General features: G+C 68.7%; 22 protein-coding genes and 1 pseudogene. 9 read left to right on the forward strand and 14 right to left on the reverse strand.

Annotated elements, in window-relative coordinates; all coding sequences use genetic code 11:
• Nucleotides 1-254: 254 nt before the first annotated feature.
• From ABZ725_RS51255 to ABZ725_RS51270, 4 genes are all read right to left on the reverse strand, one after another.
• Entirely contained in the window at nt 255-2,135 is a 1,881-nt protein-coding gene (locus ABZ725_RS51255) for a DNA/RNA non-specific endonuclease (RefSeq protein ID WP_358809246.1), read from the reverse strand.
• A gap of 635 nt (nt 2,136-2,770) precedes the next feature.
• Nucleotides 2,771-4,159 (reverse strand): hypothetical protein, encoded by a 1,389-nt coding sequence (locus ABZ725_RS51260; protein ID WP_358809247.1) that lies wholly within the window; start codon nt 4,157-4,159, stop codon nt 2,771-2,773.
• Nucleotides 4,160-4,256: 97 nt separating this feature from the next.
• The gene (locus ABZ725_RS51265; protein WP_358809248.1) at nt 4,257-5,546 is read right to left on the reverse strand and encodes a HAMP domain-containing sensor histidine kinase; all 1,290 of its coding nucleotides are present in this window, start codon (nt 5,544-5,546) and stop codon (nt 4,257-4,259) included.
• 37 nt (nt 5,547-5,583) lie between these two features.
• Nucleotides 5,584-6,261: a response regulator transcription factor gene (locus ABZ725_RS51270; protein ID WP_358809249.1), complete on the reverse strand. Its 678-nt coding sequence runs from the start codon at nt 6,259-6,261 to the stop codon at nt 5,584-5,586.
• A 76-nt stretch (nt 6,262-6,337) separates the two neighbouring features.
• Between ABZ725_RS51270 and ABZ725_RS51275 the strand changes: the two genes are divergently transcribed.
• The 3 genes from ABZ725_RS51275 (at nt 6,338) to ABZ725_RS51285 (ending at nt 9,089) form a co-directional block, all read left to right on the forward strand.
• Nucleotides 6,338-6,499, forward strand: coding sequence for a hypothetical protein (locus ABZ725_RS51275; protein WP_358809250.1), 162 nt, complete (start codon nt 6,338-6,340; stop codon nt 6,497-6,499).
• A 972-nt stretch (nt 6,500-7,471) separates the two neighbouring features.
• On the forward strand, nt 7,472-7,717 hold the full coding sequence (locus ABZ725_RS51280) for a hypothetical protein (protein WP_358809251.1): 246 nt from the start codon (nt 7,472-7,474) through the stop codon (nt 7,715-7,717).
• Between the two features lie 1,075 nt (nt 7,718-8,792).
• A complete protein-coding gene (locus ABZ725_RS51285; RefSeq protein ID WP_358809252.1) occupies nt 8,793-9,089 on the forward strand; it encodes a hypothetical protein in 297 nt (98 codons plus the stop codon).
• A 153-nt stretch (nt 9,090-9,242) separates the two neighbouring features.
• On the opposite strand, the gene ABZ725_RS51290 is transcribed toward ABZ725_RS51285, so the two are convergent.
• Nucleotides 9,243-10,115, reverse strand: coding sequence for an IS3 family transposase (locus ABZ725_RS51290; RefSeq protein WP_358809267.1), 873 nt, complete (start codon nt 10,113-10,115; stop codon nt 9,243-9,245).
• 182 nt (nt 10,116-10,297) lie between these two features.
• Nucleotides 10,298-10,570: a hypothetical protein gene (locus tag ABZ725_RS51295; protein ID WP_358809253.1), complete on the reverse strand. Its 273-nt coding sequence runs from the start codon at nt 10,568-10,570 to the stop codon at nt 10,298-10,300.
• Nucleotides 10,571-10,831: 261 nt separating this feature from the next.
• On the opposite strand from ABZ725_RS51295, the gene ABZ725_RS51300 reads away from it, so the two are divergent.
• Complete coding sequence (locus ABZ725_RS51300; protein ID WP_358809254.1) at nt 10,832-11,596, forward strand: helix-turn-helix transcriptional regulator; 765 nt, start codon at nt 10,832-10,834, stop codon at nt 11,594-11,596.
• Nucleotides 11,597-11,969: 373 nt separating this feature from the next.
• Here the strand turns inward: ABZ725_RS51300 and ABZ725_RS51305 are convergent, their stop codons facing one another.
• On the reverse strand, nt 11,970-12,863 hold the full coding sequence (locus ABZ725_RS51305) for a hypothetical protein (protein ID WP_358809255.1): 894 nt from the start codon (nt 12,861-12,863) through the stop codon (nt 11,970-11,972).
• 364 nt (nt 12,864-13,227) lie between these two features.
• A complete protein-coding gene (locus ABZ725_RS51310; RefSeq protein ID WP_358809256.1) occupies nt 13,228-13,497 on the reverse strand; it encodes a hypothetical protein in 270 nt (89 codons plus the stop codon).
• Between the two features lie 395 nt (nt 13,498-13,892).
• Here ABZ725_RS51310 and ABZ725_RS51315 point away from each other — a divergent pair, with 395 nt between their 5' ends.
• On the forward strand, nt 13,893-14,456 hold the full coding sequence (locus ABZ725_RS51315; RefSeq protein ID WP_358809257.1) for a hypothetical protein: 564 nt from the start codon (nt 13,893-13,895) through the stop codon (nt 14,454-14,456).
• 306 nt (nt 14,457-14,762) lie between these two features.
• Here the strand turns inward: ABZ725_RS51315 and ABZ725_RS51320 are convergent, their stop codons facing one another.
• A complete protein-coding gene (locus ABZ725_RS51320; protein ID WP_358809258.1) occupies nt 14,763-15,230 on the reverse strand; it encodes a hypothetical protein in 468 nt (155 codons plus the stop codon).
• A gap of 528 nt (nt 15,231-15,758) precedes the next feature.
• Complete coding sequence (locus ABZ725_RS51325) at nt 15,759-17,675, reverse strand: hypothetical protein (protein WP_358809259.1); 1,917 nt, start codon at nt 17,673-17,675, stop codon at nt 15,759-15,761.
• 169 nt (nt 17,676-17,844) lie between these two features.
• Between ABZ725_RS51325 and ABZ725_RS51330 the strand changes: the two are divergent.
• Nucleotides 17,845-17,979: pseudogene (locus ABZ725_RS51330) on the forward strand (HNH endonuclease); the annotation flags it as partial.
• Between the two features lie 125 nt (nt 17,980-18,104).
• Here ABZ725_RS51330 and ABZ725_RS51335 read toward each other — a convergent pair.
• The 3 genes from ABZ725_RS51335 to ABZ725_RS51345 form a co-directional block, all read right to left on the reverse strand.
• Entirely contained in the window at nt 18,105-18,407 is a 303-nt protein-coding gene (locus tag ABZ725_RS51335; RefSeq protein ID WP_358809260.1) for a hypothetical protein, read from the reverse strand.
• 2,062 nt (nt 18,408-20,469) lie between these two features.
• The gene (locus ABZ725_RS51340; protein WP_358809261.1) at nt 20,470-20,880 is read right to left on the reverse strand and encodes a DUF4267 domain-containing protein; all 411 of its coding nucleotides are present in this window, start codon (nt 20,878-20,880) and stop codon (nt 20,470-20,472) included.
• 65 nt (nt 20,881-20,945) lie between these two features.
• Nucleotides 20,946-21,746 (reverse strand): SDR family oxidoreductase, encoded by an 801-nt coding sequence (locus ABZ725_RS51345; RefSeq protein ID WP_358809262.1) that lies wholly within the window; start codon nt 21,744-21,746, stop codon nt 20,946-20,948.
• Between the two features lie 101 nt (nt 21,747-21,847).
• On the opposite strand from ABZ725_RS51345, the gene ABZ725_RS51350 reads away from it, so the two are divergent.
• From ABZ725_RS51350 to ABZ725_RS51360, 3 genes are all read left to right on the forward strand, one after another.
• Complete coding sequence (locus tag ABZ725_RS51350; protein WP_358809263.1) at nt 21,848-22,720, forward strand: helix-turn-helix transcriptional regulator; 873 nt, start codon at nt 21,848-21,850, stop codon at nt 22,718-22,720.
• 136 nt (nt 22,721-22,856) lie between these two features.
• Nucleotides 22,857-23,837: an aldo/keto reductase gene (locus ABZ725_RS51355; RefSeq protein ID WP_358809264.1), complete on the forward strand. Its 981-nt coding sequence runs from the start codon at nt 22,857-22,859 to the stop codon at nt 23,835-23,837.
• Between the two features lie 934 nt (nt 23,838-24,771).
• Nucleotides 24,772-25,446, forward strand: coding sequence for a hypothetical protein (locus ABZ725_RS51360; protein ID WP_358809265.1), 675 nt, complete (start codon nt 24,772-24,774; stop codon nt 25,444-25,446).
• A 387-nt stretch (nt 25,447-25,833) separates the two neighbouring features.
• Here the strand turns inward: ABZ725_RS51360 and ABZ725_RS51365 are convergent, their stop codons facing one another.
• On the reverse strand, nt 25,834-26,673 hold the full coding sequence (locus ABZ725_RS51365) for a transposase family protein (RefSeq protein ID WP_358809266.1): 840 nt from the start codon (nt 26,671-26,673) through the stop codon (nt 25,834-25,836).
• Nucleotides 26,674-26,864 lie beyond the last annotated feature (191 nt).

Raw genomic sequence — 26,864 nt, forward strand, 5'->3', positions numbered from 1 at the left:
CAGCGCCCTCTCCCCGCTGACGCAGCCGCGTGAGCGGCTGGCACCGTCGGGGCGGCCCATGCCGACTGCGCGCCGCTGATCCCCTCCGCGGGCTCGGCCTCACAGCCCTCGCCTTCCGGACCATCCTGCGCAGCCGGTCATGGAACTCGGCGCCCAGCCCATCACCGTCGCCCTCGCTCGCTGAGCACGGAGGGGTGTTCAAGTTCGTACGGCTTGAGCACCCCCGGGTCTGGCGCCGTTGGTTGTGGCGTCGGCTAGTCCCACTGGATGTCGGCGAGGCTGTCCAGCGGGGTCCGGTCGGCCACGGCTTCGGGGACGGCCAGGGTGTCGCCCTTGTGCAGAGCGGCCGGGAAGAGCAGTTGGGTGCGTTGTTCGAGTTCGGCGAGGGTGATCTGGAAGAGGCGGAACTCGTCGAGGTCGAGGGCTTCGAGCTGGTCGAGGTTCTGGGTGAGCAGGAAGGCCTTGGCCTTCAGTGTGCCGTTCTCGGTGAAGGTGATGATCTTCCAGAACTCGCGGGGGATCTTCACGCCGCGGAAGGCGTGGTCGTCGTCCTGGAAGACGGGGCCGCCGAAAACGCTGACTTTGAGGTCGTCGACGTCGACGTCGGCGAAGACGGCGTCTTCCAGTTCGCCCCACAGGCCGTTCTTGGAGCTCTGGTTGAAGTCGTCCATCGGCGGGGTGATGTTGGTGTAGAAGAAGGAATCGGTGTTGGCCTTGTTGGCTTCCGGGAGGCTGCCCCACAGCAGGTCGGCGCGGCGGGCGACGTGTCCGCGGTCGAGCCGGTTGTTCTCGTAGAGTTCGTTGCCGACCTGGGTGTTGGCGGGCAGCCTGGGGTCCTTGACGAAGCGGATGTCGTTGCGGCTGAGCTTCTTGAGGGAGCCGCCGTCGATGTTCCAGCCGACCCAGAAGGGGAAGCGCCGCTTCTTGCTCAGCGTCAGCGAGAAGTGGGTGTAGGGGATGACCTCTGAGCCGTCGAGGAGGACCGCATCGCGGGTGAGCGCGGCGTCCAGCTGCGGGGCCTCGACGCGGTCACCGAGGAAGTCCGGGTCGTAGCCGGCGACGCCCTCGATGTCCTCGGGAGCCGGCGGCGTCAGGCTGATCTCGAGTTTTTCGAACACCGAGGTCGACAGGCAGGCCAGGGCGTGTTCGTCGGGGTCGTTCTTGCCCTCGCCGCCGAAGTGCAGGCCGGCCATGACCGTGCCCGGGCGGCCGTTGGCCTGTTTGAACATCCACAGCGCGCCGGAGTCGCCGGGTCTGCTGATCTCTGCGTCGGCCGCCGGGTTGGCGGGGTCGGGGCCGATCTCGAAGCAGCCGATGGTCTTCACGCCGACGCGGCCGCGGTAGTCGATCTTGGCGATCGTGTCGATCCGGCGGACGATGCCGTGGGTGACCCCGGTGGTCCGCCCGCTCTTGACGACCTTGTCGTCGAGGTCGGGCTCGCCCAGTTCCCCGGGCACCACGCCGAGTTCGAAGATCTCCTGGACGAAGCCGCGGTCCTCGATCGTGGAGATCGCGCAGTCGCCGGCCACGCCGAGGTGGGAGCGCTTGAGCACGCCGAGGCGGTTGCGGCGCACGCGGTTGTCGTCGTGCGGGCCGGGCTGGGCGATCTCGTCGCCCAGCGCTCCCTCGGGGCCGTTCAGCACGTGCCAGTTGCTCAGCACGTACGGGGTGCCGTCGGCCTTGTCGAAGACGATCGCGCCGATGGTGCCCGCCGACGGCCGAACAGACCCGGCCAGCCCGACGCTCACGCCGGGCTCGATCGGGTCCAGGCGGGTCTTGCGGGCCGGGCTCTCGACCTCGGCCACGGTGCGGAAGTGCGGCTCGTAGCTGCGCTCGATCACGTCGGTGGGCACCTCGACGCCGTCCACCGTGACGCTCTCGGGGATCGGGGTCGTGCCCAGAGCCTCCAGGGCCTCCGGCTCGGCCTTGCTGGCCACCGTGAACTGCAGCACGACCTGCTGGCCCCGCCGACCGCCGGTGATCTTGCGGCCGATGCCGACGGAGGTGACGTTCGGATCCTCCAGCAGTTCCGGGCCCCGGGCGCGGATGTAGCGCCGCAGGGAACCGACCAGCTTGGCCTCGGAGGAACCGTTCTTCTTCGACGGCGAGGCGGTCTTCTTGGTCTTGCTGGCCATGACGGGTTGTCCCTTCGCCAAAAGGAGACGGCGTACACGCAGAGCTCCGCGAACCGGGGTAAAAACCGGGGCGAAGGCCGCATTGACAGTCGCCGATAGTCACGCATGGTAGCCACTGCTGTACGACCTGCGTATGAGAATGGCGGCGTCCGGTCTGCAACAGCCCTCGAACGGCACAACCCACAGCCCGGTTCCCCTGCCTGCGAGCCCTGGCGAACCGCGTCGGCGCCATCCTGGGGACCTGACGCAGCCTGCTACGACGATGTCATCGTCCCGTGGCCAAACGGATCCCGACGATGACCTGCGCAATCTGACACAACCGCACCATCGGCGCACCCATCACCAGGTCACTGACGCGGGCCAGCCTCGACGTGCCGCTTCCAGGCAGCCTCGTCCAGCTTGTCGCGGTCGATGCCCGCAACCGCGATGAGCAGCACGACGGTACCCGCGAGGACCGGAAAGGTCATCAGATGCAAGTTTTCGTCGCCGTGCTGTCCTGGATGCTGGCGGATCGCCGTTCAGGTCCGCGCCGTCATTGCGGTGATTCTCATTGCGATGCTGGAGGGCTGTGGGTGCGACTGGGTGTGGAATGTGTCTTTCCGACAAGGCGCCGACAGGCTTCTACGCCAAGCCATTCATCTGACCAAGACGGCCGAAGATCCTCGACTCCCTCCACTGGCCGCGAGTGCGGCCTGCAGCCCGGGCGCCGACTTTCCCACCGCGGCCGTGTCCTTGCGGTCGGCCGCATCACGTAGTTCGCGCAGCCGACCATCGATCTGGGTGGCCTTTCCGGCTTCCGTGGTGTGCTGGACGCGGTCCCAGGTGAGTTCGAGGCTGGTGACGTCTCCCGCGACCGCGCCGGTGTCTCCGGCGGCGGCGTCCAGCGTCAGCTGACGCGCCCACAGGTCCATCCGGGCCGCTTCGACCACGGCGAGCGGTTCGTAGCGCAGATGCAGATCGAGGTCGTTCTGCGCGACCCGGAGCGCCGCCCCTCGCTCCAGTTCCGTATCGCGCGCCTTGACGGCCGCGGCGAGTGTGTCGAGGTCGCGGTTCATCTGGCGGGTGAGCACCGGCGGCACACGGTCCGCCGTCCGGTACGCGTTCCAGGCGTCGCGTGCATCCCGCACCTGCGCCAGGTCCGAGGACCCGGCGTGTGCTGCACGGACCGCAGTCGACAGCGCGTTCAGGCCGTCCGGCAGCCGACCAGGCTTCGCGTCGGTGGGGACAGCAATTGAGACCGCCTCCAGGTCGGCGCCCGCCTTGCCGGTGGAGAACTCCCCGTACCCGGGGGCGAAGATCTTGTCCTCGCGGGTGCCGTCCATGTGGAGCTCGTTCACCGTGATCGCGCCCTTGACCGGACCGTAGGGCCCTTCGACGGTCTGGTCCACGGCCTTGACCGTGACCTCCTCGAAGACGACTTCCGCAACGTTCTCCGGCCGGTACACATCCCTGGCCTTCGGCCGCGCCGGCATGATCATCGCGGCGGGTCCGGTCTTTCCCGCCAGCCAGGTGCCGTTGGTGTCGGCGACGACACCGTTCTCGTAGTTGAAGACATCTTCGCCGAGGTACCAGACAGAACCGTCGTCGGCCTGCGCGAACCAGTCGAGCGCGACCTCATGGATCCGCCCCTCGGACAGCGCCATGTACTGGAGGGTGCGCACTTTCACCTTTTCACCGCTGAGGGCGATGGACTTGGTGTCGGGCAGCAGGGTGAACTCGGTTCGGAACGGCTTACCGTCGACCTGCCCTCCGTAGATCACCTGCTGGACCTCTGAGCTTGGGTGGAGCGGGTTGGTGATGGCAGTCGGACGCGAGAAGACCGGCTTGCCCAGATCGACCCGGTCCTTCTTGGGCGCAAGCGGCAAGCACGCGTCCGTCTTCTTTCCGGTGGTGTCGTCCACGATCCGCACGCAGTCGGCACTGGCCTTCGGCTCCTTGCTGCCGGCGTCGGCGCTGCAGGCACCGGCCGCGAGCGTCGCGGCCAGCGCAACACTCACACCGGCTGTCAGGTTCCTGTTTCTCATGACTGGCTCCTCTGCCGTGGTGGGAACGCTGCCACCGGAGCGCTGAAGGGACCCTGAACGAAACTGAACCCGCTTTCAGCGGCGTCATGAGCAGCTCTCAGCGGTGAGGGAGCCACACCTCGAACCGGGCCCCGCCGAGCGGGCTGTCCGACACGGTGGCCCGACCTCCGTGCGCCGCCAACAGCTCCGCGACGATCGCCAGCCCCAGTCCATTGCCGTCGGCCCCCTCTCCGGGCCGGGCCCGGGCGTCGTCGAGGCGTACGAACCGTTCGAAGATCCGCTCCCGTTCGGCGGGCGGAACCCCGGGGCCGTCGTCCTCAACCCCGAGCACGATCTGGCCGTCCTCCCGCTCGGTGAGGTCGAAGGTCACCTCCGAGCGTGCGTGGCGGGCCGCGTTGTCGCCGAGGTTGCGGAGCATGCGCCGCAGGCCCTGCCCATCCGCGTGCAGCCGGGCCGCCGACACGCCGGCCGTGCCGATCCGAAGCCCGGCAGCCGTCGAGCGCAGGCGTCGTGCCTCGTCGAGGACCAGATCGTCGAGGTCGATCTCCTGCAGGTGCGGCCGCAGCGCGTCCTCGTCGACCCGGGCCAGCAGCAGCAGATCATCGACAAGCCGCTGGATCCGCAGATCCTCCGCCAGTACGGTCGCGGCCAGCGCCTCCGGAGTCGTCCGGTCGGGATGGGCCAGCGCAACCTCGGCATGCTGCCGGATGGAGGCCACCGGCGAGCGCAGCTCATGCGATGCGTCCGAGACGAACCGCCGTTGCGCCGTCTGAGCCCGTTCGAGGCGGTCCAGCATGCGATTCATGGTGGTGGCGAGCCGGGCGATCTCGTCGCGGCTGCGCGGCAGCGGCACCCGGCGGTGCAGCTCCGCGGAGGAGATGGCGTCGACCTCCGACCGGATCGCACCGACCGGGGCCAGTGCCCGGCCGACCGCCATCCATGTGGCCCCGGCGGCCAGGAGGAGCAGCAGGGGCAGCCCCACGCGCAGCAGGCGGGTGACGATCTGCGTCGATTCGGCGACCGCGATCAGCGCCCGCCCGACCAGCACCGACTTCTGCCCGTCCGGCCCGTCCGCGGCCACCGACACCACCAGGAACTCGTCCTCGTCCAGCGGGGTGTTGACCCTGGCCTCGCCCCCGCCCTCCAGGCGGGCCAGCGCAGGCAGCTCCTCGACGTTGGCGCTGCCCGCGACCACGGCGCCCTCGGCGTCCAGCACCTGAATGAACTGCTCGTCCCGCTCCGTCACAGCCAACGAGGGCACGCCCCGCCCCGACTCGATGACGGCCGCCACCTCCTCGGCACGGGCGCGCGCGGCCTGTCGTACGTCGTCGGTCAACTCGGCCCGCAACAGCACGACCAGGGCCACTGCCCCCGCCAGCAGTCCCACCGCGACGACGAGGACAGCTGCTACAGCCGACCGGAACCTAACCCCCATCGGAGGCCAGCCGGTAGCCGGAGCCGCGTACCGTCTCGATCGCGGCACGTCCGAAGGGCCGGTCGAGCTTATTGCGCAGATGGCGGACGTAGACCTCGACGATGTTCGGGTCGCCCTCGAAGTCCTCGTCCCAGACGTGCGCGAGGATCTCCCGCTTGGATACGGTCTCGCCGCGTCTGCGCAGCAGAAACTCCAGCAACGCCAGCTCGCGGGCGGTCAACTCGACCCTTACCCCACCGCGTGAGACCTCCTTCGCCGCCGGGTCGAGCCGCAGATCACCTGCGGTGAGCGCCGCGGGCCGCGCGCGGGGATCGCGGCGCAGCAGCGCCCGCAGCCGGGCCAGCAGGACGACGTACGAGAAGGGCTTGGTCAGATAGTCGTCGGCGCCGGTGTCCAGCCCCTCGACCTCGTCCCACTCGCCCTCCTTGGCGGTCAGCATCAAGATCGGCGTCCAGTTGCCCTCGGCACGCAGCGCCGCACAGACCCGGTAGCCGTTCAGGCCCGGCAGCATGATGTCGAGGACGATTGCGTCGTACGCGTTCTCGCGCGCCCGCCACAGTCCGTCCGTACCGTCGAGCGCGACATCGACAGCGAAACCCTCCGCCTCCAGGCCATTGCGCAGCCCATCGGCGAAACGCTCCTCGTCCTCGACGACCAGAACACGCATGCTTCGATTGTGGCCCGCGGCACCTGAACCGGAGCTGAACGCAGGCGAGTGTCGGGCGCCGGGCCGGAGAGCCTGCGTGACGGTGAGCGTGGCGCACGAGCACGGCATCGGCGCCGGCCTGCACCAAGGAGAAGCACGCGGCCTGCACTGGAACGACGTCCACGCTGAACACCTCTTTCGCTCCATCACCCGTGACGATGCCCGCGACTGCACGCTGTGCACCGCAAGTTCCTCGTAGGGCGCCGAAGGGGATGCGCGCCGCGCCGATGACCGCCTGCTCGCCGAGCGCTGCCAACCCCGACCACCTCGCAGGCGCCTGCGCTCAACTCGCCTGCCTGGACCAGCTCCGCATCCTGTCTTCCCAGCGGCAACCACCACACAAGGCGCGGGCCCGAAGTGGCGTTCGACGGGCGGCCATGTGCCAGGGAGCCGGACCCCGACCACCACCGGGCTGCTCCGCCTCCCTGAGGGAGGCGGAGCAGCCCGGTCAGGTCAGCCGACGTATGTCCCCCACAGGGCGGGGCGCAAGCCACAAGGTGTGCGGCCACGGGCGCGGGCGGCCTGATGGATGGCGAGGTCAGGGCGGGGGCCGCCCGATGAGACCTTGCCTTCGACCCCACCGAACAGGCCGCACTCAGTAGCTGTTGTCGTTCCGATCTTGAGGTGTGGGCGTCGAACGGGAGTGTCGATCGGGTGATCGCAGCTGGTTACAGGCATGAGTACCGGGCCTCCTGGTAGCTCGGGGTTGCGAAGCCAACCAAGATCCAGGTGACCCTGTTGCCGCAGTCGGCGGTGGACCGCGGGCACCGCGGTGACGCGCCTGGATCGCGGCGCTTCGAAGGTGTTCACCCATCGGCGACGTCCGCGATGCCACAGACAGGACCGGCGGCGTGGCAGGCTCGGCAACCTCCTCCGTGTCACGGCCATACCAGCCAAAGAGCGGAACCACAACCTGACAGGTACCAGAAGGCAGCCGACCGTGCGCCTCGTAGTCTCTCGGTCGACAGAGCCCTCGGGAACAGGGAGATTTCAGATGCGAACTCGTATGCCGGGCCGCCTTCTTGGAGGTCTGCTCGCCGCCGGCCTCGTGATGGGTATGGCAGGCGCGGGGCATGCCGCAACAGCTGATTCCGGCACGGCGGCTGCCTCGGTTCACACGTCCGCAATAGCGGCCAAAGCCGCCGCGTACCCCAAGGTGTACCTCAACACGGTGGTCAATCAGTGGACGCACTGGACCCCCGACTATTACGACTCCACTCACGCTGGGTGGCTGTATGCGGGGTCGAACTACTTCTACTGCATCAAGGAAGGCGTCTACTACTCCGACAACGGGCGCCGGAGCCGCTACTGGCTTCTCACGGACGACGACAGCGGCAACCGCAACGTCTACGTCAGCGAGGTCTACCTAGACCAGTGGGGCTGGGACAACGTCTACAGCCTGCTCGACTACTGCTGACGCGCCGCTACTCCCGGTCACACACGGTCCCCGAAGCCTGGCGCTCCCACCCACGCTGGCGGGTGACGCATCTGCAGACCCGCCTGACGATGGGATCGTGCGCGGTTCCTACCAGCAGCTGTTGTCGTTCCAATCTTGAGAGCCTGTGCCCGTCGAACGGGAGTCTCGATTGGGTGGTCGCGGGGTTTTCGGCGCATACGAGCAGGGCCTCCTGAACAGCTCGTTGGTGTCGCAGCGTGTCCTGGCACGCCGGAGACGGCCGGTCACCGTGTGGGGACTGACGAGCCGATGAAACCGGACCACTACGCGGACGCGGACGCCCGAAGCCGGGCCGCGCCCGGGCTCCGCACGCATCGGCGTACGGAGCCCGGGCGTACGACAGGGGTGCAAGGGATCAGCCGGTTCGGGCAGGTCCGGCTCTCTCCACTGGCAGGGCTGAGGCAGATGGGGCGGGGAGCACGCAGAGGCGGCCACTCTGGCGACGAGCCGCATCACCACCCGAACTCCGCTGAGGGGCCGAGACTCTTGATCGATCGCAAGTTGCCGACCGGCAACTCACCCTCCGCCTGCCTGCTACCAGGCTGCCGAGCGCGCCCGTCAACAGGTCCAGAGACAGACAGGCACTGATGCTCGGCGACATGAGCCGAGTCGTCGGGGATCAGGAACTGCGCGGAGGGGTGTACTCCGTGCAGAGGTTCAGACAGTGGTGACCATTGCCAGGGCTGCGGAAGTCGAAGACCTTGTGGCCACGGCACGTCCACGCCGATGCTGCTGGCTCGCTCCCGACACGCCTCCGACGCTCCCTGGAACGGTACGCGCGGCCCGGCGTCGACGCGCACGTCGCCTCACGCGATCCGGCAGCCCGCCGACGGACCTGAGCCGGAACACTTCCGGTGTGCTCGCCGGACGGCACCGCACTCCGAGTGTCATCGTCCCAGGTCAGCGATGTTGGTGGTTTCTTCGCCTGATGATCCGGCTACCCCCGGTCACGGCAGTCTCAGCTGACGGCCTCACTCAGGTGGGCACACCTACCAGCGATGACAGCGACAGACCGCTCAATACCGCCCTGCCCTACATGGCCAACAACGTCTGCGGCATCCTCGCCGGGGGTATCGATCCCACCCAGGTGGCATCCCGCTTGGGCTCACTTGGCCGGAGAACACGGTCGTCCTCCTGGTACTCCTACGAAGCCGAAACCGCTTGGTGTCGCATCGAAATCGATCAGACCGACGACGGAACAACCCTGGTCAATGGCGTGATCGACCCTCAGCGGATCGACGACCTGGCCACGCTCCTTGCCAGACTCGGCTGGCAGCACAGCCTCGAACTCTCTGACGAGAACGACAACGTCGTAGAAGAGCGACACCACTGAACGGCAGCCTCACGAAACTGTGGAAAGAGCCGTTTCCAGAGATCCTCATCACGGGCGCACATAGGCGTTGCACGTGTTCCGTATTGTCTGGCACTTGTCCGCTGCAGGTGCTTTGACCTGTAGCGGAGTCATCCGGTTGTCCTGCCGGACGTCTCAGACACCGCATCGCGGTCCGGACGGCTGGAATGGGCGGTAGTCATGGAACATCGAGTCCTGCCAGTTGTAGCGGTGCAGCCGACGGAAGAGGTCCAGGTGGGCCTCGCGCTCGGTGTCCCGGGTCCGGCGGCCTTGGAGGGTCTCCCGTCTGCAGGTCGCGTTGAACGACTCGGCGAGTGCGTTGTCCGCGCTGGAGCCGACCGCGCTCATGGACTGGATGACGCCGGCCTGCCGACAGGCGTCGGCGAAGGCCCGGCTGCAGTACCGGGCCCCGTGGTCGCTGTGGAAAATGGCGCTGGCGAGGTTGCCGCAGGTCCGTTCGGCCGCATGCAGGGCGTCGATGACGAGGTCGGCCCGCATGTGGTCGGCGATCGCCCACCCGGCCGGGCGTCGTGGGGCGAGGTCGATCACGGTCGCCAGGTAGCGGAACGTCCCGCCGCTCAGCGGCAGGTAGGTGATGTCGCCGACGTACTTGGTGTTGACCTCGGTTGCGGAGAAGTCGCGGCCGACCAGGTCCGCAGCCTTCGCGGCGGCGAGGTCGGGGACGGTGGTGCGGTGCCGGCGGCGCAGGCGGAGCCCGGCCAGTTCGATCGCTTTCATGACCCGGGCGACGCGCTTGTGGTTCACCACCTCACCGTTCTCCCGGAGTTCGGCGGTGGTTCTGGGGATGCCGTAGGTGCCGTCCGAGGCGCGGTGGACGGTGCGTATCCGGGCGGCGAGCTCGGCGTCGGCCGTGTGGCGGGCCGCCCGCAGCGGCACCGCCCACCGCCAGTAGGAGAAGGTTGACAGGGCCAGGCCCACGGCGCGGCACAACCGCTTCACGCCGTATCGGCGCTGATGATCCTCGACGAACTGGCAGCGGTTTGCCAGCCCGTCTCCGCCGCGAAATACCGGGCCGCCCCCTCGCCCCGCTCACCGGCCACCGCGTCATCGCGGCCACCAGTGAGCGGGGCAGAGACGGCGGCAGGGGCTTCTCGCCCATCGTCACCATCCCGGCCATGACGCGCAGCTGGATGTTGCTGCTCTGGGGAGTCGCCAACGGCGCTACGTGCTCAGCGGTTGGTCCACAGGTTCCACAGGAAGGTTCCCTCGGCACACTGGTAGCGGTCCCAGTGCCCGCGCTCGATGCCCTGCTGTCCGGCCGTCTGGCAGCCGCCCAGGGAGATGAACTTGCCCCGGTGGACGTCGAGGTTGTCGGCCGCCTGGACGGCGGTCATGCGCGAGGAGGCGGCAGCGGGCACCGCTGTTGCGGGCGCTGCCGCGCTCAGTCCGATTCCAGTCAATGCGATCGCTGCGAAGGCGGACAGCAGGGTGCGTGCACGCATGGTGAAGGTCCTTTCGGCGGGGATTCGAAGGCTCGTGCGGCTTCTGCCGCACCGCCACGATCACCGGCCCGCTCACCCTCAGGGGTGATCTATGCAGCCGGTACGCCGAGTTTGCAGGGGTTGATGCACCTTCACAACTAGATCCCGTTTGCTTCATCAATGTCGGGATCAATAGATTTCTGACCTGCTGGGACGTGTTCATCCCGGGACATGAAGCAGACAACGGGACACGGTAGGCACCTTGCAGGGAGACCCTTGTTGATGAACGGTCAACGACCGGAGCGCGCCGCGGCAGCGCGGAGGCTGGGCGAGGCGCTGCGCGGGCTGCAGCAGCGTTCGGGCTGCACGCTCCGAGCCCTGGAGAGCCAAGTTCCCATCAGTGACTCGTCGCTCTCCCGTTACTTCCTCGGCAGGACCGTGCCCCCCTGGCCCGTCGTACTGGACCTGTGCCGGGTGCTGGGAGGAGATCCCAGCGAGTACCGGGCTCTGTGGGAGGCCGCTGACCGTGCTCGTCCCGATGGACCAGACGGTGATGCCCCGCCGACCGTGGCGCAGGCGTCCGCCCCGGTCCAGGGGCGGCGTCTACCCCAATATCTGTCCGGCCGGTGGGCCTTCGCTGCGGTAGGCGGGGCCATCGGCCTCGCCATCGGGCTGTTGACGCTGCTCGGCTTGCAGGACTCACCGAAGGGCACCGGTATCGGCTACGGCGATGCCGGCGTGGTTGTGCACAACGCTGAGGAGAAGTGCCAGAAACCCCGCACGCTCGATTGCGCGCTGCATCTGGCTTGGGATCCCTACCGCCCCTACATGACGGCCAACTCGGGCGAGCGGGTCTGGCACGAGCAGTTGCTGCACGGCCGATGCAGGGTTGCCGACGGTGTCACCGTCACGGACGAGAACGGGAAACACAGCAGCATCTGGATCCAGGTCACGGAGAAGGGGCAGCGCCTGTGGCTTCCCGGGATCCGCGTGGACCCCAACAGCTTGAATCAGGTGAGTACGCTCCTGCCCAGATGCCCGACGTGAGGGCCGGTTCGCGGACCGGTTTCCGGCACAGAACGGAAGCGGCCTGAGAATCGAGGCGGCTCCCCGGTGCGGCCTCGGCAAGCGCAGGTTGGACTTCTGGTGATCGTCTTCCGGGGGCGGGGCGGGTGGAACGCGGGGCGCCGGTAGCGAAGGTGTTCACGAACCGGTCCTCCCCGTGGGAGGCCCTTGCGGCTGTGCCAATCGACCGCCTCAACCGCATCGCTTCCTCAAGCTTCGTCACCGAAGACCACGAGGCTCGGGCTCGTCTTCCACGGAGTGAGGCATCGGCAAGATGACCAGGACGTTGGAAGCGGTGCTCGCCGACGTTGGGCGCCCCGCCGACTGCCGGTCGGCGGGGCGGACATGCGTCGGGTCAGTCTCCGTACTGCACGGGCCTGTAGGCCTTGTACTCGCTGCCTGCGTTCAGTCCGTAGGACAGCGACTGGTGGGTGGTGCCGCGGCCGCCTCGCTGCTCGTAGGCCATGTACGAGCGGTGCGCCGCGTCGTTCCACCGCTCGAAGATGACGACGTGGCGCGTGTTGCTGTTGCCGATGGCGTCGATGACGAGGTCGCCAGGCTGCAGCTCGCTCATCGCGATGGGGCGGGTGAGGCCGCGGTTGGTGGCCAGCCCCACAGTGGTGGTGCCGGGCGTGGGCAGGCCCAGCGCCATGGAGACGTAGCCGGAGCAGTCCTGCCGGTAGCCGTCCCGCCACCGTGAGGACTGGCTGTAGGGCACCGGGCGCCCGCCGTTGGCGGTGAGCCAGGTCGCGGCCCGCTGCAGGGTCTGCTGCCGCGCGCCGGCCTGGGTGCCGCCGTGCGCAGCCTGCACAGGAACACCGGGGAGCCGGTCCTCAGGGATGTCCACGGCGACGACGGTCAGGAAGCCGGTGACGGGCGAGGTGAGGTGCGCCATGAAGGTGGAGCAGGCGCTGCCTTCGCACACCCGGCGGCCGGTGTCGACCTGATAGTCGGCGGTGACGCGGTCCTGGCCGGCCGAGTTCTGGTTGATCATTCCGACCGACGGCGAGTTGATGTCCGGCGTGGCGTGCACGACCCAGCGAGTCCCCCAGGTGGGGAAGGAGGCCTCCGCGGCCTGCAGGGAGCCGGTCTGGGCAGTGTGGCGAGTGTGTGCCGGGGCGGTTCCGGTCGTCGCGTGGGCGGGGAGCGCGAGGCCCGGGGCGGCGAGGCAGGCAAGGGCGAGTGTCGGCAGGATCCTGTGCAGCCTGCGGGAACGGGGTGCACGCGAGCGGGGGGTGCGGGTGGACATGGCAGTTCTCCTTAAGGGTGCTGGGTGGTTGCGCTGGCCGGCCTGCTGGTGCGGCAGGAAGGAAGTCGCGAGTATGCGAAGGTGAGCCAGCGACGGTGGGTTGGCCTGAGCCCCGTGGCCGGGGTCGGCAAACAGCGGGCCGCAGCCGAGCGGCGATCGAGACTGGGCGGAATCCGTGTCCCGCATCGCCAGGTAGAGCGCGGGGCACAGGCGTGTTGGGGCCGAGCCCGGCAGCGCCGTGCGACCCAGGCGCCGGGAAACGTCGTCCCCGGGCCCGTCTGCGCCAGACCTGACGCGAGGGGCCGGACTCCTGGCCGTCGGCAGCCTCATGGCGCATACGGAATCTGCCGGCAGCCAGGTGGGGTCAGCGGTTGGTCCACAGGTTCCACAGGAAGGTTCCCTCGGCGCACTGGTAGCGGTCCCAGTGGCCACGCTCGATGCCCTGCTGGCCGGCCGTCTGGCAGCCACCCAGAGTGACGTACTTGCCGCGGTGTACGTCGAGGCCGTCGGCCGCCTGGACGGCGGTCCCGGGAGAGGAAGCTGCGACAGGCGCGGCGACCGCAGGCACTGTGCTCAGGCCCAGGCCGGTCACGGCGACTGCTGCGAGAGCTGACAGCAGAGTGCTTACACGCATGGTGAAGATCCTTTCGGCGGGGTTTTCGAGTCGGCGCATGCGGCTCGTGGCCAGCATGGCCAGGCTGCTGACGCTCACCCTCCAGGGCGGTCTGTGCAGCCGGTATGCCGAGTTTGCGCAACCTGGCGACCTGTCACAACCGGGTCCCGCCCGCTTCACCGATGTCGGGACAGACACTGTTCTGACCTGCAGGGACACGCACGTCCTGGGACATGAAGCAGCTGGCAGAGCACATTGGGAGCAGCATGCTGTGAGATCACCTGAGCCGTTGAGATCAGCGCGCGTCGACGGCCTCGGCGATGCCCGCCCACCGTCTTACTCCCGCCGCTCGCACCTTGGGCTGGGAACACCGCCACCACCGCGTCGCAGGCGACAACCGCTGACCTCACGGCGCCATGGACCGCGCCGCCGCTGCATACGCGGCCGCACGCGACGAAGCCGAACACCACGGTGTCACCGGCGAGCGCGGCAACAGCCAGGCGCACCGCGCCTTCGCCCTGGCCTTCACCGACCCGACCGTCGCCGACGACGAACTCGCCCTCGCTGAGCAGCTTCTGGCCGGCGTGGATCTGCGTGCCACCACCCTGATCAGCCATATCGCGGCCCTCGCCCGCGACGCCGGCCGCACCGACGCCGACGTCGACGACCGCGCCCAGGTGCTGCGCGCCGAGATCCGTACAGCGGGCGTGACGTACGCCGAGCTCGCCCAGGACCTCGCCCTCGTCTTCCACCACGCCGTCCGCGACGACCAGGACCAGGGGGCCGCGACGATCGCCCGGCTGCGCGAGAACACCCGCGGCAGCGACTTCGCTTACTACAGCGACATCGCCGCCTTCATGGCTGGCGTGGCTCCCGCTCATCCGTCCGGCACTCAGTGGGTCGACAGCGAGCCAGCAGCCCGCCGGCGATGGCGCACCCCGGTCACCGCCCGCCAACACCATCTCAACGGCACCCAGTAGCAATGCGGTCGCACACCCGGTAGGGCCGTCCCCAACGGCTGCGCCCACACGGACAGGCGTGGCGGCAAGCGCACCAGGGCCAGGTCAGGTGGGATTCAGCGGTGCAATACCGGTTCCCGCATGCAGGTCAGGGTCCAGCGACAGGACGGTGATCGACTCCCCAGCTCGATCCGAGGACGTTGCTTGGCAGGCAGCGTGTGACGCGCTGACGGCCGGCCCCGCCCCGATCGACCGACCGTTCAACAGCCACCTCGCGCCCTATGCTGCGCCCATATCCGCCCGGGTGGACCCGGTACTGCTGGCTGCCTACACCTCTGCTGTGCTCAGATATTCGGACAATGGAACTTCCGGGATGCTGTTTCTTGTGGTTTCTCCGCTGAGCGTGATCGCTCCTGCAATGGCTCCAAGGCACGCCACCAAGGACTTGTCGACACCCTCGATGCCCGCTGTCGATAGGTAGGCGCCCATCAAGGCCCCCACGAGGGCTTCCTTCTCGTCGCCGGGTGACAGCAGTGCCGCGCTCCTCGTGATGTCGGCGATCGTGAGGGCGAGAGGACTTGCGTCGGCACGGTCCTTGATTTTATCTGCCTGGTCCGCTGCATTTCCATTCTGGAATGCCTGACGGCCTAGTTCCTGCAAATCCTCGACGTCGGCATCCGTCAGCATGCTGTGGAGGCGCAGCAGGTGGTAATGGAACCTGCGGTTGCGCAGGTCCTCAGTGCAGAAGTTCGCGCCGAGCTCAACATACCGGCTGGCGTTGAGGAATTCTGGCATGACGGCCTCAATCGTTAGGGTTGGCAAGAAGATTGAATTCCCAGCTTTCTGTGAAATGGCGAGCCCCAACGAAGTGACTGCCTGGACAACTGGGCTGAGTGGCATTTACGTTAACAGGGATCTGAAGGGTCATACCTGGTCCCGTTCGGAAAGCGCAGGCAGTCTCATACACACAGTATGGGCGTCGGTTTCTTTCCGCCTGTTCTGGTATGGCGCTCGAGTGAAGGTACCCAACTATAAGGACCTGAGGGTTACTGCACTGGCGGTGATGAATGGTTCCTTCTATGAGATGTGATCCGTCTGCGTCGAGCTGGCGTGACGCGAGGTATCAGGCGCGGTGTCTCAGCTTCAGAGCCGTGCCGCGCACGGATTACGGGAGCGACAGGAGGCCAAGATCGAGGGAAGGTCTCGGCGCCATCCAGGCGACGCTGGCGGGCGCTGAGTGTTCGGTCGGCGTGGTGGGCATGCCATCGCCGCCGACGGTGCCGCTCCAGCAGCCTTCCCGGACGGCTCGCTGCCCGCGCCGGCTCAGTTCCGCCGCAGCACCCGGTTCAATCCCGTCGCCACCGTCGTGGCGAGCAGCCACCCGGCGGCGACCAGGGCGACGACGGCCCAGCGCAGGGCGCCGTGCGGGGCGTACGCGGTCTGCTGGCCGAAGTCGACGACAGGGATCAGCACGTCGAGGGTGTAGATGGCCGGCTGGAACCCTGGGGGTGTGCCATCGCCGAACGGGGCGGGTGGGTCGGCGGCGAAGAGGGCGGTGCCCGCGGCGAAGAGGGCAGTCAGCAGCCAGACCGCGCGCTGAGGTCGGTACCCGTAGCCCACGGTGGCGTCCTGCAGCAGGCTCCAGGCGCGGGCCGGGCGGGAGAGAGTTGGGCGGAGCCTTCGCTGGCGTGCGAGGAGGATGGTGCGGGCGTCGGCGTCCCGGCCGTGCTGCCGATAGTGCGCGCCCAGTTGCTCGTAGGGTTGCGGGACGAAGCCGCCCGGGTCGCGGTCGAGCCAGGGCAGGCGGTCGTGGGCGGGGAGGACCGGCTGGACGCCGTCGTAGCCGAAGCCGTCGAGGATGAGGGTCCGGGGCCAGGTCGCCGGGTCGTCGCGGAGCACGCCCACGCGGCTGTGGCTGAGGTCGACGATGCCCTCCGGAGCCTCGCCGAAGCTCAGCACCAGCTCGGCGGCGGTCGACCGGCGGCAGGTGAGAGCCCGCTTCCCGGCGGGGGCGTCGATTCGCGCGCCCCGAAAACAGAGCCGGGCGCGGACCGTGACGCCGCCGACCGCTACCCGGCCGTTCGCGGTGAACCCTTGGCAGCAGTTGAACTCAGCGCCCACCTCGGCCCCGTGGGCCCGTAGTGCGGTGTCCGTGGTGTCCTCGCCGGCCGGGGCGGTGAGGTCGGCGCCCTCGAAGAGGATGGAGCCGCCGATCCGCGCGTCGCAGAGGTCGACGGTGCCGCGGGCGACAAAGCCGCCACGGAAGTTGAGGTTGCCGCCGACATGCAGCCGGTCGGCCTTGAGGGCGTCGCCGCGCGGGTTGTCCAGCCGGGCCCGCTTCAGAGTGACCGTGCCGCGCACCGAGGTGTCACGCAGTTCGAGGCAGCCGCGCACGGTGAGCCCGCGGCCGGCCTGGATGTCGCCGCCGACGGTTGCGCAGAGGAGTTGCAGTGCGGGTTCGCCGCGGTCCTGGCCGGTGCCGGTGAGGGTGGCGTCCTCCAAGTGCACGGAGCCGCCGATCGAAGCGCCGTAGAGGTTGATGGGGCCCTCGGAGGTGAAGCCCTGGTCGAGATAGAGGCCGCCGTCCACGTGAAGTTCGGGTGCCTGGAGGTGGACGCCGGGGCCGTGGAGGCGGGCACCGCGGAAGCCGACGGTGTTCCGGACCTGGGAGCTGTTGAGGTAGACCGGTCCGGTGCAGGTGGTGCCGTTGGCGGAGAAGTCCTCCTCCACAGAGAGAGATTCGGCGTCCAGCGCCGGCTTGTCCGCTGGCGCGGTGAGCACGGAGCGGTCGAGGGCAAGTCCGGCGCCGACAGTCGTGGAGCACAGGGTGACGGTGCCATCGATCCGGCAGCCGAGAAGCGCGCACTCGCGGTCGAACCGGGCCCCAGCCGCGCTGAGTCCGGGCAGGTCGCAGTCGCGCAGCTCCAGGGCACCGAAGCGTGCACCGTCGAGCCGGGGAGCCTTGACTAGTACACAACGGTGGAGTCGTACCGCGCATGCGATGTCGGCTTCGGTGAGGTCCAGCGTGCCGGTGACGCGGGCGCCGCGCAAACGGAGCCGGGCCAGGTGCCCGGGGACGGGCGGCGGGGGCGTGAGCAGGACCCGGCGCAGCACCGCCGCTTCCACCTCGGGCACGTCGTCGCACCACTCGCCGCGCCGGTACGCCTCCCAGACCCGGAGTGCGTGCGGTTCCCAGCCGTCGGGAGCGTTCCCGTCCAGCAGGTGCCCATCCGTGGTCATCAGCCCCTCCCGTCGCCCCGTTCGGCCCTCCCCGGCCGTGGAGCACCGCATGGCTACCCATGGGGCGTCCAGGCCAAGCAGAATCGGAAACAAGGGAGTTGAAGAATGACCCCCGGGGTCGTGCGGGTTGGTCGAGGCATGGCCGTCGACCGGGCACCATTGGCGGGTCGGCGCCTCTGCCTGGACACCGAAGGAACGCGAGCTCGACGCCGACGACCTGGACGACCCGCGCGCGCTGATCGCGGTGTCGGCGGCCTCGAACCGGTGGAAGGCCGACCAGGATCCCTCCACCTGGCTGCCCCCGAACGCCGACTACTGGTGCCATTGCGACCTGAATTGTGGCGTCTGGCGGAGTGGGTCGGTGGTACTGCCGGGAGTGCGGTGATCCGCTGCCACCGCCGATGGCCGCGGAGGAGCGTCGGCCGGCGGTCAGCCGGAGAACAGCCCGACGACTCTCTCGGCCAAAGCCAGCACTGCCGCTGCGCCTACCAAGGTCGCGCCCTGAACGACAGCAACCTTGACGCGCCGGCCCGGGGTGGGGTGTGTGTCATCGGCGCGCTCCGGATCCGCTGGGGCATCGGCATCCTGTCTTGTCGTGCTCTGCGGTTCGTCTTCGTTTCCAGCCGGAGCAACCGGGTCGGCGCCACCCCGCCGGGTGGCCTCGTACACACGAAGGACAGCCTCAACATCGCCGCGCAGCTCGGTGATCCTCCCGGCCGAATCGATCATCATCCCGCACTCCGGGCAATGGGACCGTCGACGCCCGACAGCGTAGCGACGCCCGCACCCGGGACAGCAGGGAGCTTCAGGGTTCACCAGCGGAACGGAACAGGCAGGGCAATGCGTCTCCTGCTCACCGCACGACCAACAGCCCACGCGCACAGTCGCGCTATCTGGGTCCTCCACCCACTCAGCATCTCACGAATGGCACAGACGAACACAGAGAAGAAAACCCCTATTGGCGGGTAAGGACTCCTAGCCTGTGGGCCGCCGGGGGCGAAGTCATGCATGGCTGTGAGGATGCGAGTATTGGATGCCCGGTGTCCAGACAGGACTGGGAGCGACGTGACCATGCGCTACTGATGCGACCATACGGCCCCGGCGTCAGTGGCTTCTCCTGCCCTTTCCAACCCAGCACCTGCATTGGCCATGACGTTATGAAACCGCTACAGAGAGCCAGCGGCTTCCGATCTTCGTTTCTGGTGACAGAAAGTCTGCTGAATGAGCACTTCAAGTCGGATGCCTCGTTTGTGACAGCCAGGCTGCTTCGACCTTTCCCATTCGCCAGCTCATCTGGCTCCGCAGGTGACAGCTCCTGTGCTTCGGCTCATCTGCTGACGTGGCACCGGGGAAACGGCTGGCACGGGGACCCCGGCCTCGTCCGGTCGGCTTGGTTCCCGTGACTGTTCACGACCATGCAGGGTGCGGCCTATAGCTCCCACTGGGGCGACGCGAACGTCATCGTGCTGGCCCCGGGCTGGGGCGCGTTCTCTTCGCGAGCATGGTCGCCCTGTACTTCCTCGGGCGCGGGCTCTGGTCCGCCGACGATCTGGCCGTACGTGAGACAGGCGAGGTCGCGCCCGAGGCGGGTCCGTGAGATGCGCGCGGTGCGCCAAGCGGGGATGTAGCGGTGACCGCCCGCGCAGCGGGCCTGTTGAACGCGGTATGCCCTCCTCACGCCCTCGCCGCCGCTCTCCGCGGCCGCCAGCAGTCGGCCGCACCCACGCCCCGCTGACCGGCGAGTTCGCCGCCGACCCTGCCATGTGTCATAGCGCCTTCCAGGTCGCTATCGACTTCGACTTCGTGGCAGTCGACGCGATCGCTGACCTTCTCCCCCGAGAGGAGTCCCTTGCCCTGGTCAACGCATGGGGTTCTGCGACTACGGCCGACTCGCCCTTGACGACGACGACCTCACCCGGAGCGCCCTGGCTACCGTGGCAGCCGCCAACATGACCGCCTGTCAGGGCCTGGTGCTTGCCGCGGCCGACACGCCCACCCCACCTTCGGATGCGCCGGCCTCAGCTCCCTGATCCACGAACTCGCCGAAGGCCACCGAGGAACCTTCGAGCCCCCGCCCTGACCGCCCTTCTGGACCGCGTCCGCGCGGCCCACCGGGCAGAGCATGGCCATGCGGGTCACAGCCGGGTCCCCGACGCGGTGATGTGGTCGGAGACGGCCGCATCCTCCATGCCCGAGCTCATCCCGCAGCCCTGACTCGCTCGCCGTAGTCATCGCAATCCGAGCCGCGCGGGCGGCACGGGCATGGCGCCGCAATGGGTAGCTACGACGGAGTGCAACGGCCCCACCGGACCACTAAACCAGTTGCCACAAGGCCTCGGCCTTGCTCGTACGCCTCTTGCCCGCACGCTAGTGGGCTGCTCTGACACCGTATTTCGCGGTGAGCCTCACCCACTTCAGGCTGTTGACCACAGCCCTCCTGGCACCGCGGCTGCCGCCCTGGATTCCCGTCCTGCTCGTTCTGTACGGACCCGGCGCAGGGCGGCCGCGCCGGTGGCGTCGGCTTCGCGGCGGCGCTGGACGCGAATCGCTTCGGTCGGGCCCGGTGACGCCGCTTCCGGCTCGGGGAACGCGCGCCGACCCAGCTCGCACATCGCGCGTCTGCCGTTCGACTGCCTCCGCGATACCCAGGTCCACCCGCTGCGCGGGCGTGGCGGACTGGTGTGCGGCGAGCTTGTGAACGGGGTTCTGGACTGACCGTTGACCGTTCTTGGTGCAGCTGTCCTTATCACCCACTGACAGCTCGGCTCAGCATTAGCCGTTGTGGTTGACGATCTCAGATGCTTGGGGCCCCCAGCACGGATGAGGCGCGAGCGGATTCACCGAGGAAGTAGGCGGCTGCGAGCGGAACAAGCAGGTACGGCATCTGCATCACGAGGGCGGGCGTCAGGCCCTTTTCCATGATGACGAGCGTGCTGTCCACGATGGGCACGAGCAGCATGACGTACAGGGCGGTGCGCAGCGCCTGGCGGTTCTGTTGGAGGACGAACAGTCCGACCAGTAGGGCCGGCAGGATGTCCTCTATGCCCTTGAGGGTGGCGTATGCGTGGGACTCGTCTGCCAGCGGAACGCCGAACAGGTCGACGAGTGTGGACGGCAGCGCGATCCAGCCCAGACCGGCGCCAAACAGCATGGCGACCGATATGAGGGCCAGTTTCTTGGCGAGGGGAGGCAGTGCGGTTGTCATGGAGACTCCTGTGGGTTCTTTGGCTTACGGCGTCGACGCGACGGTCGGCGCATACGTCAGGCAGTTCAGTTCAGGCGGGTGGTGGTGAGTCCGCCGTCGACGGGGAGCGTGACGCCGTGGATCTTCGCGGCGGCGTCGGAGGCGAGGAAGAGGACTGCCTGAGCGATGTCCTCGGGCTGGACTCCCACACCGGCGGGAGTGGTGGCGGCGATCGCCTTGAGCTGTTCGAGGCCCGCCTCGGTGCCGGGAGTGAGAGTGACGCCGGGCGCCACCGCGTTCACGCGTACGCCGCGCGGCCCGTACTCGGCGGCCCAGCAGCGTGTGAGCTGCTCGTCGGCGGCCTTGGTGGCGGTGTACATCGCCGCGTAGGGGGTGCCGACCACGGCCGTCCAGGATCCGATGTTGACGATCGCTCCGCTGCCGCGCCCGGCCATGGCGGGCGCCAGAGCTCCGACGAGGACATGCGGGGCCCGGATATTGACCGCGAGCATGGCGTCGAGGTCCGCGTCGGGCAGATCCGCGGTGGAGGTGGCCGGGTACAGGCCCGCGTTGTTGACCAGGATGTCGACGCGTCCGCCGAGGGCGGAGGTCGCCTCGGCGGCGAAGACACGCAGCTGGTCATAGCCGCCGGCCAGGTCCGCTTCGACGAAGTCGGCGCGACCGCCAGCACCACGGATCTCCTCAACGACGGCCTTGCCACGAGCGGCGTCCCGGCCACTGACGACGACACGGGCACCCTCACCGGCCAGCGTACGGGCGATCGCGGCCCCGATTCCGCTGGTCGAGCCGGTGACGATGGCAGTGCGTCCCGCCAGGCGGGCGGCGGGGGAAGCAGGGCTGCTGGGGTTCACAGGGGTGGAAGTCATGCACCTTGTCTACGGCGCGGTGGAGGTGACGGGCCAGGTCAGGACGGACCTGGGCACGACAGGACCACCCGCCCCCGGGCATCCCTACCTACGCTGGAGACATGTCCCGTGACCGTGCCGCTCTCGCGGCCTTCCTGCGCTCCCGTCGTGACCGCCTCACCCCCGCCCAGGCGGGAATCCAGGCGTTCCCCGGCGACCGGCGTGTGCCGGGCCTGCGCCGGGAGGAACTGGCGTACCTGGCCGGCTTGAGCACGGACTACTACAGCAGGCTGGAGCAGGGACGCCAGGCGAACATTTCCACCGAGGTCCTCGACGCGCTCGCCCGGGCGCTGCGCCTGGACGAGGTGGAGCGCGCCCACCTGCACGACCTCGCATCCCCCGGGCCCCGCCGCCACGCGCAGGCACCGGCCAACCAGCGCCCCGATCCCGGGCTGCTGCGGCTGATCCGTACGCTCGACCACGTCCCGGCGCTGCTGCTCGGCCATCGCGGCGACGTCCTGGCCGGCAACGTGCTGGTGCGCGCCGTGCTCGGCCGCCCTCTGGAGCCGGGGACCTCGTTCATGCGCTACCTGTTCCAGGACCCCATCGCCCGTGAGCGGATCATCAACTGGCCCGAAGTCGCCGCCGCCGCGGTTGCCACGCTGCGCCGGGAAAGCGGCCGCCGCCCGCACGACCGTGCCCTGCTGGCCCTCGTCGACGAACTGCGCACCACCGACGCCGACGTCGCCCGCTGGTGGGGGGACCACACCGTCCGCGACTACACCTCCGTCGCCAAGCGCATCCAGCACCCCACCTCCGGAGCCCTCTCCTTCGACATCGAGATCGTCGTTTCACCGCACGAACCGGATCAGATGCTCATCGTCTACACCGCCGAGCCCGACTCGCCCACCGCCCGGCTCATGCCGCTCCTGGCCAGCTGGGACGCCGATGCCGTCCCGTCCGTCGAACCGGGAACCCGCGACACCGCTTCCTGAATCGCACTTCCGGCACACGGCGGGGACCCGAGGAATCTCACTCGGCCATCACCGCCCAGTCCGGCCTGCCATGAATCTTCCGGCCGAACCGTTCGGCTTGGTCATTCCCATCCGGTAAGCAGCAAGAGGAGCATCCGTGCAGCACCGGACACTCAGACGGCAGGGACTGCGCGTCTCCGCACTCGGCCTCGGCACGATGGGCATGTCTGTCTCCTACGGCCCGTCCAACGACGACGAGGGCATCGCCACCATCCACCGGGCCCATGAACTCGGCATCACCATCTTCGATACCGCCCAGATGTATGGCCAAGGCGCCAACGAAGCTCTGGTCGGCAAGGCCGTCAAGGGCTTCCGCGGCGAGGTCGTCCTGGCCACCAAGTTCGGCTACGACATGACCGTTCAACCGCTCGGGACCGGCTTCAACAGCCGCCCGGAGAACATCCGCCAGGTCACCGAGAACAGCCTCAAGCTGCTCCGGACCGATCACATCGACGTCCTCTACCAGCACCGCCCCGACCCCAACGTGCCGATCGAGGACGTCGCCGGAACGGTCGGCGAACTCATCCAGCAGGGCAAGGTCAAGTACTTCGGCCTCAGCGAGTCGGACCCGGACACCATCCGCCGCGCCCACGCCATCACCCCCGTCTCGGTCCTGCAGACCGAGTACTCGCTCTTCGAGCGCGATGTGGAGGAGAAGATCCTGCCCGTGGTGCGGGAGCTGGGCATCGGCTTCGTGCCCTACTCCCCTCTCGGCCGCGGTTTTCTCACCAGCGCGGTCAAGCCCGGCCACGAGTACGCCGAGGACGACATGCGCCGCTGGGACGAGCGGTGGCAGGGCGAGAACTACGACTACAACCTGCGCGCCACCGAGCAGCTGAAGGACTTGACCGCTGCCAAGGGCATCACCGTCACCCAACTGGCCCTCGCCTGGCTGCTGGCCCAGGGCGACGACATCGTCCCCATCCCCGGCACCCGCAGCGCGGCCCGGGTCGAGGAGAACGTCGGCGCCGCCGGGGCGGAACTCACCCCGGCCGACCTACGGCGCATCGTCGAGATCCTGCCCCGCGGATCCGCCGGCGGCCGCTACCCCGCCACGTACATGCCCACTGACTGGTAACACCCAGATACCGGGCACTTCCAACATGCGGGCGGAGTCGCCTGGCTGTTCGGCACCGAAACGGCCGTAGCAATGCGGGCGCGCCAACCTCCTACCTGGCCAGATTCAACGAGCGTCAGGCCCCCGTCTTGCCTGACGGGCGAACGCTCAACCCCCGCCCCGGACACAGCCACCAGGGCCGATCTACTTCATTGTGGTAGTCGCTGTTAGTAGATCTGTCGGGTTTTGTCCGTCAATCGCGGATCTCAAAGCCCACCTGCGCGCCGCCCCGTCCCCAGGGCCGGGGCGTACTGCGCGTGCAGGGCCGACGGCTGCCACACACACCTGCCGGACACCGGCCGACACGCGCGTTCCGCACCCTGGCGGTGCGGCGGCCCGGTCGTTCTGGCCGTGATCACCGACCGGGAAGGACGGTGGTGGCACGCCATGGAGTGCTGCTCGCGGTGCGCGGCCGCCACACCCGGAGCCAAGACCATGATCACCTCCCAGGTGCCCGGGCCTCAGACCACCGACCTCCCGGCCCCCGCAACCACAGCCACAGGCGCGCCGCAGTTCTCCGACCACCAGGTCGCCGCCGGGAGAGGGGTGCCGGCTCCCCGCTCCGCACCCGTACGCCGCAGTCCACCACAGACGAAGATCGCCCAGCGCGTCATCCCCCACGATCTGCGGCCCGTCGCCCTGCGGGACGAACTCATCGAACTTGGTGACCTCTTCCGCGCCTACCAACAGCGCGCCGAGCCTGACCTGGCGCTCCTCGCCGACCTCCAGGAGCGCAAGGCGCGCGCCTTCACCACCTGGGCCGACGTCAGCGGCATCGTGAGCCTGCGGCTGGAGGCCCGGCGCGCCCAGCAGGCCGCCACCGCCGGTTTCCAGCACCAGCAGCGGCACCGGCCTGACCCCAAGCAGCTCCGAACCAGCCAGCAACGATCCGGCCGTGGCCCGGCTGCTGACCGTCCCCACGCAGTGGGAGCACGCGCGCTCTGTCCTCGCGCACGTGGCCGACCACACCCCGCTGCCCGGACCGGAAGCACGGCTGCTGGTACTGATGCTGACCCTGCGCACCGCGAACACGGGCACCGGCAACCTCGTCGGCCAGGACCTCACCGCTCTGGGCCTGACCGATCCGGAGGACCTGGTCGAGAAGCTGACCGGCTGCGGCTGGCTCACCCAGCCCGGCACCGCCGGCGACCTGCTCGCCTCCCGACCCGAGAATCCCACCCCGATCAGCGTCCCCTCCCTGGCGCCCCGCGAGGACGGGACGGGCCCGTTCACGTTCGGCAAGAAGATGCGACCCAAGCTCTCCGGCTGGGCCCAGAAGGTCGTCTCGGACAGGAAGCTCCGCAGAGCCAAGGCCGCCGCCGGCACCCGGCTGCTCGCCCTGACGCTGGCCACCCGGACCCACGCCTCGGGGATTCTCGGCCCCGGCAGCCAGGGCATCGCCTTGAACGCTCTCACCGACTGGGCGCCGGTAGATTCCGGCGAGCTGCAGCACGTGGTCGACCAGCTGACCGCAGCGGACTGGCTCACCGACGCAGCTCTCACCGATGCCCAGCTCACCGGGCAGCTGACCGAACGCGTGCTCCCGCTCACCTGTCCCCTCCGGGCTTGAGGTACAGGACCCGTCCGAGTGAACCCTTGACGGTGTCGTCCGTCCCTGGCCGTGGTTGTGCTGGATGCTGGTCGGAACTGGCCCCGAGGCGGGCCACGTTCCGACCGCCGCCCGATCCGGCGTACCGGGACGCAGGGAGCATGGCATTGCACCGGCCTGCACCACCGTGATCACACACAACAGCTCGTCAGTGTTCGTTGGCGTGCCGGGATCGGGCCGAGGCGCGCCAGGAAGGCACTGTCGTGAGCGACCGCTCCTCGTGGGAGTCCCGCAAGTTCCGCTACTGAGCACTGTGCATCGTGATGTTGCTGGTCACGGGTCTGGTGTGCGCGGGGTTCGGGATGCTCGTGCTGGTCGTGGGTGGATGACTTCGGTGAAGATCGTCGGTCACCGGGACACTTCGCGGTTCGTGAGGACGAGCAGGGACCTGACCAGGGCGGTCGCCCAGGTCGGGTCGGTGCGGACCTTGCCGAGCACGCGCCAGTTTTTGAGGTGGGCGAAGCCGTGCTCCACCGGTGCCCGGACCGCTGCCAGTGCGGTGTTCGACAGCTTCTGACCGCGGGTCAGGGGCCGGTTCCGGGCGGCCTTGTAGCCGGTGATCACCGCCGGGTCGGCGTCGGGACCGCTGTCGTCGAGCCCGACGAAGCTCAGGTCGGCGATGGCGCCAAGGCCGGCCGCCCGCAGCCTGGCGGTGAGCTGGTCGTGTCGGCAGGCGGTGATCTCCGAGGTCCGTCCGGGCCGGGCCGCCGAAACCCAGAGCAGTCGGCCGCGGTCGTCGGTGAGCGCGATCACGAGCAGGCCATGGCATTTGCTCTTGCCGGAGTAGTTCTTCCGGTTCTCTTTGCCGGTGCGCCGCCGGGTGCGGATCAGCGTGCCGTCCAGCAGCACCACCCCGCCACCCTTGTGGGCGATCTTTTTGAGGGCGCGGTCCAGGCGCGGGGCGCGGGCGGCCAGCATGCCGACGACTTCCCTCACCCACCGGGTCACGGTGGTGCGGTGTATTCCGTTGCCGCCGGCCAGGTCGCCCGGCCGCCAGTCACAGCGCAGTACCGCGAGCACGATGGCGGCGATCTTCCCCGCGGGCAGGGCCCGCCACCGTGACCCGATCTTCTTACAGTGGCCGCGTATCAGGTCGGCGAGCCAGTTCAGGGTGGCACTCGACAGCGGCAGGCAGGCAGTGCAGACAAGGCCGTCAGGGCCCTCGACGGAAGGGTTGCTTTTCTTCACACCAAACTCAACTGCTGCCGGGGCCAGCCAATTACGCCCCGTCGGCGCCCGCCTTGCCTACGCCTACGAGCGTGCGGTGAACCTGCCGTCGGGACTCTTGTGCAGCCAGCCGCGGTCGGCGAGCTTGGTCATCTTCGCCCGCAACGGTTCCAGCTTCCCGCGCACCGTCACCTCAAGGCCCAGCTCCTCGC

It is taken from the genome of Streptomyces sp. NPDC006872 (assembly GCF_040635845.1).
Taxonomy (GTDB): Bacteria; Actinomycetota; Actinomycetes; order Streptomycetales; family Streptomycetaceae; genus Streptomyces.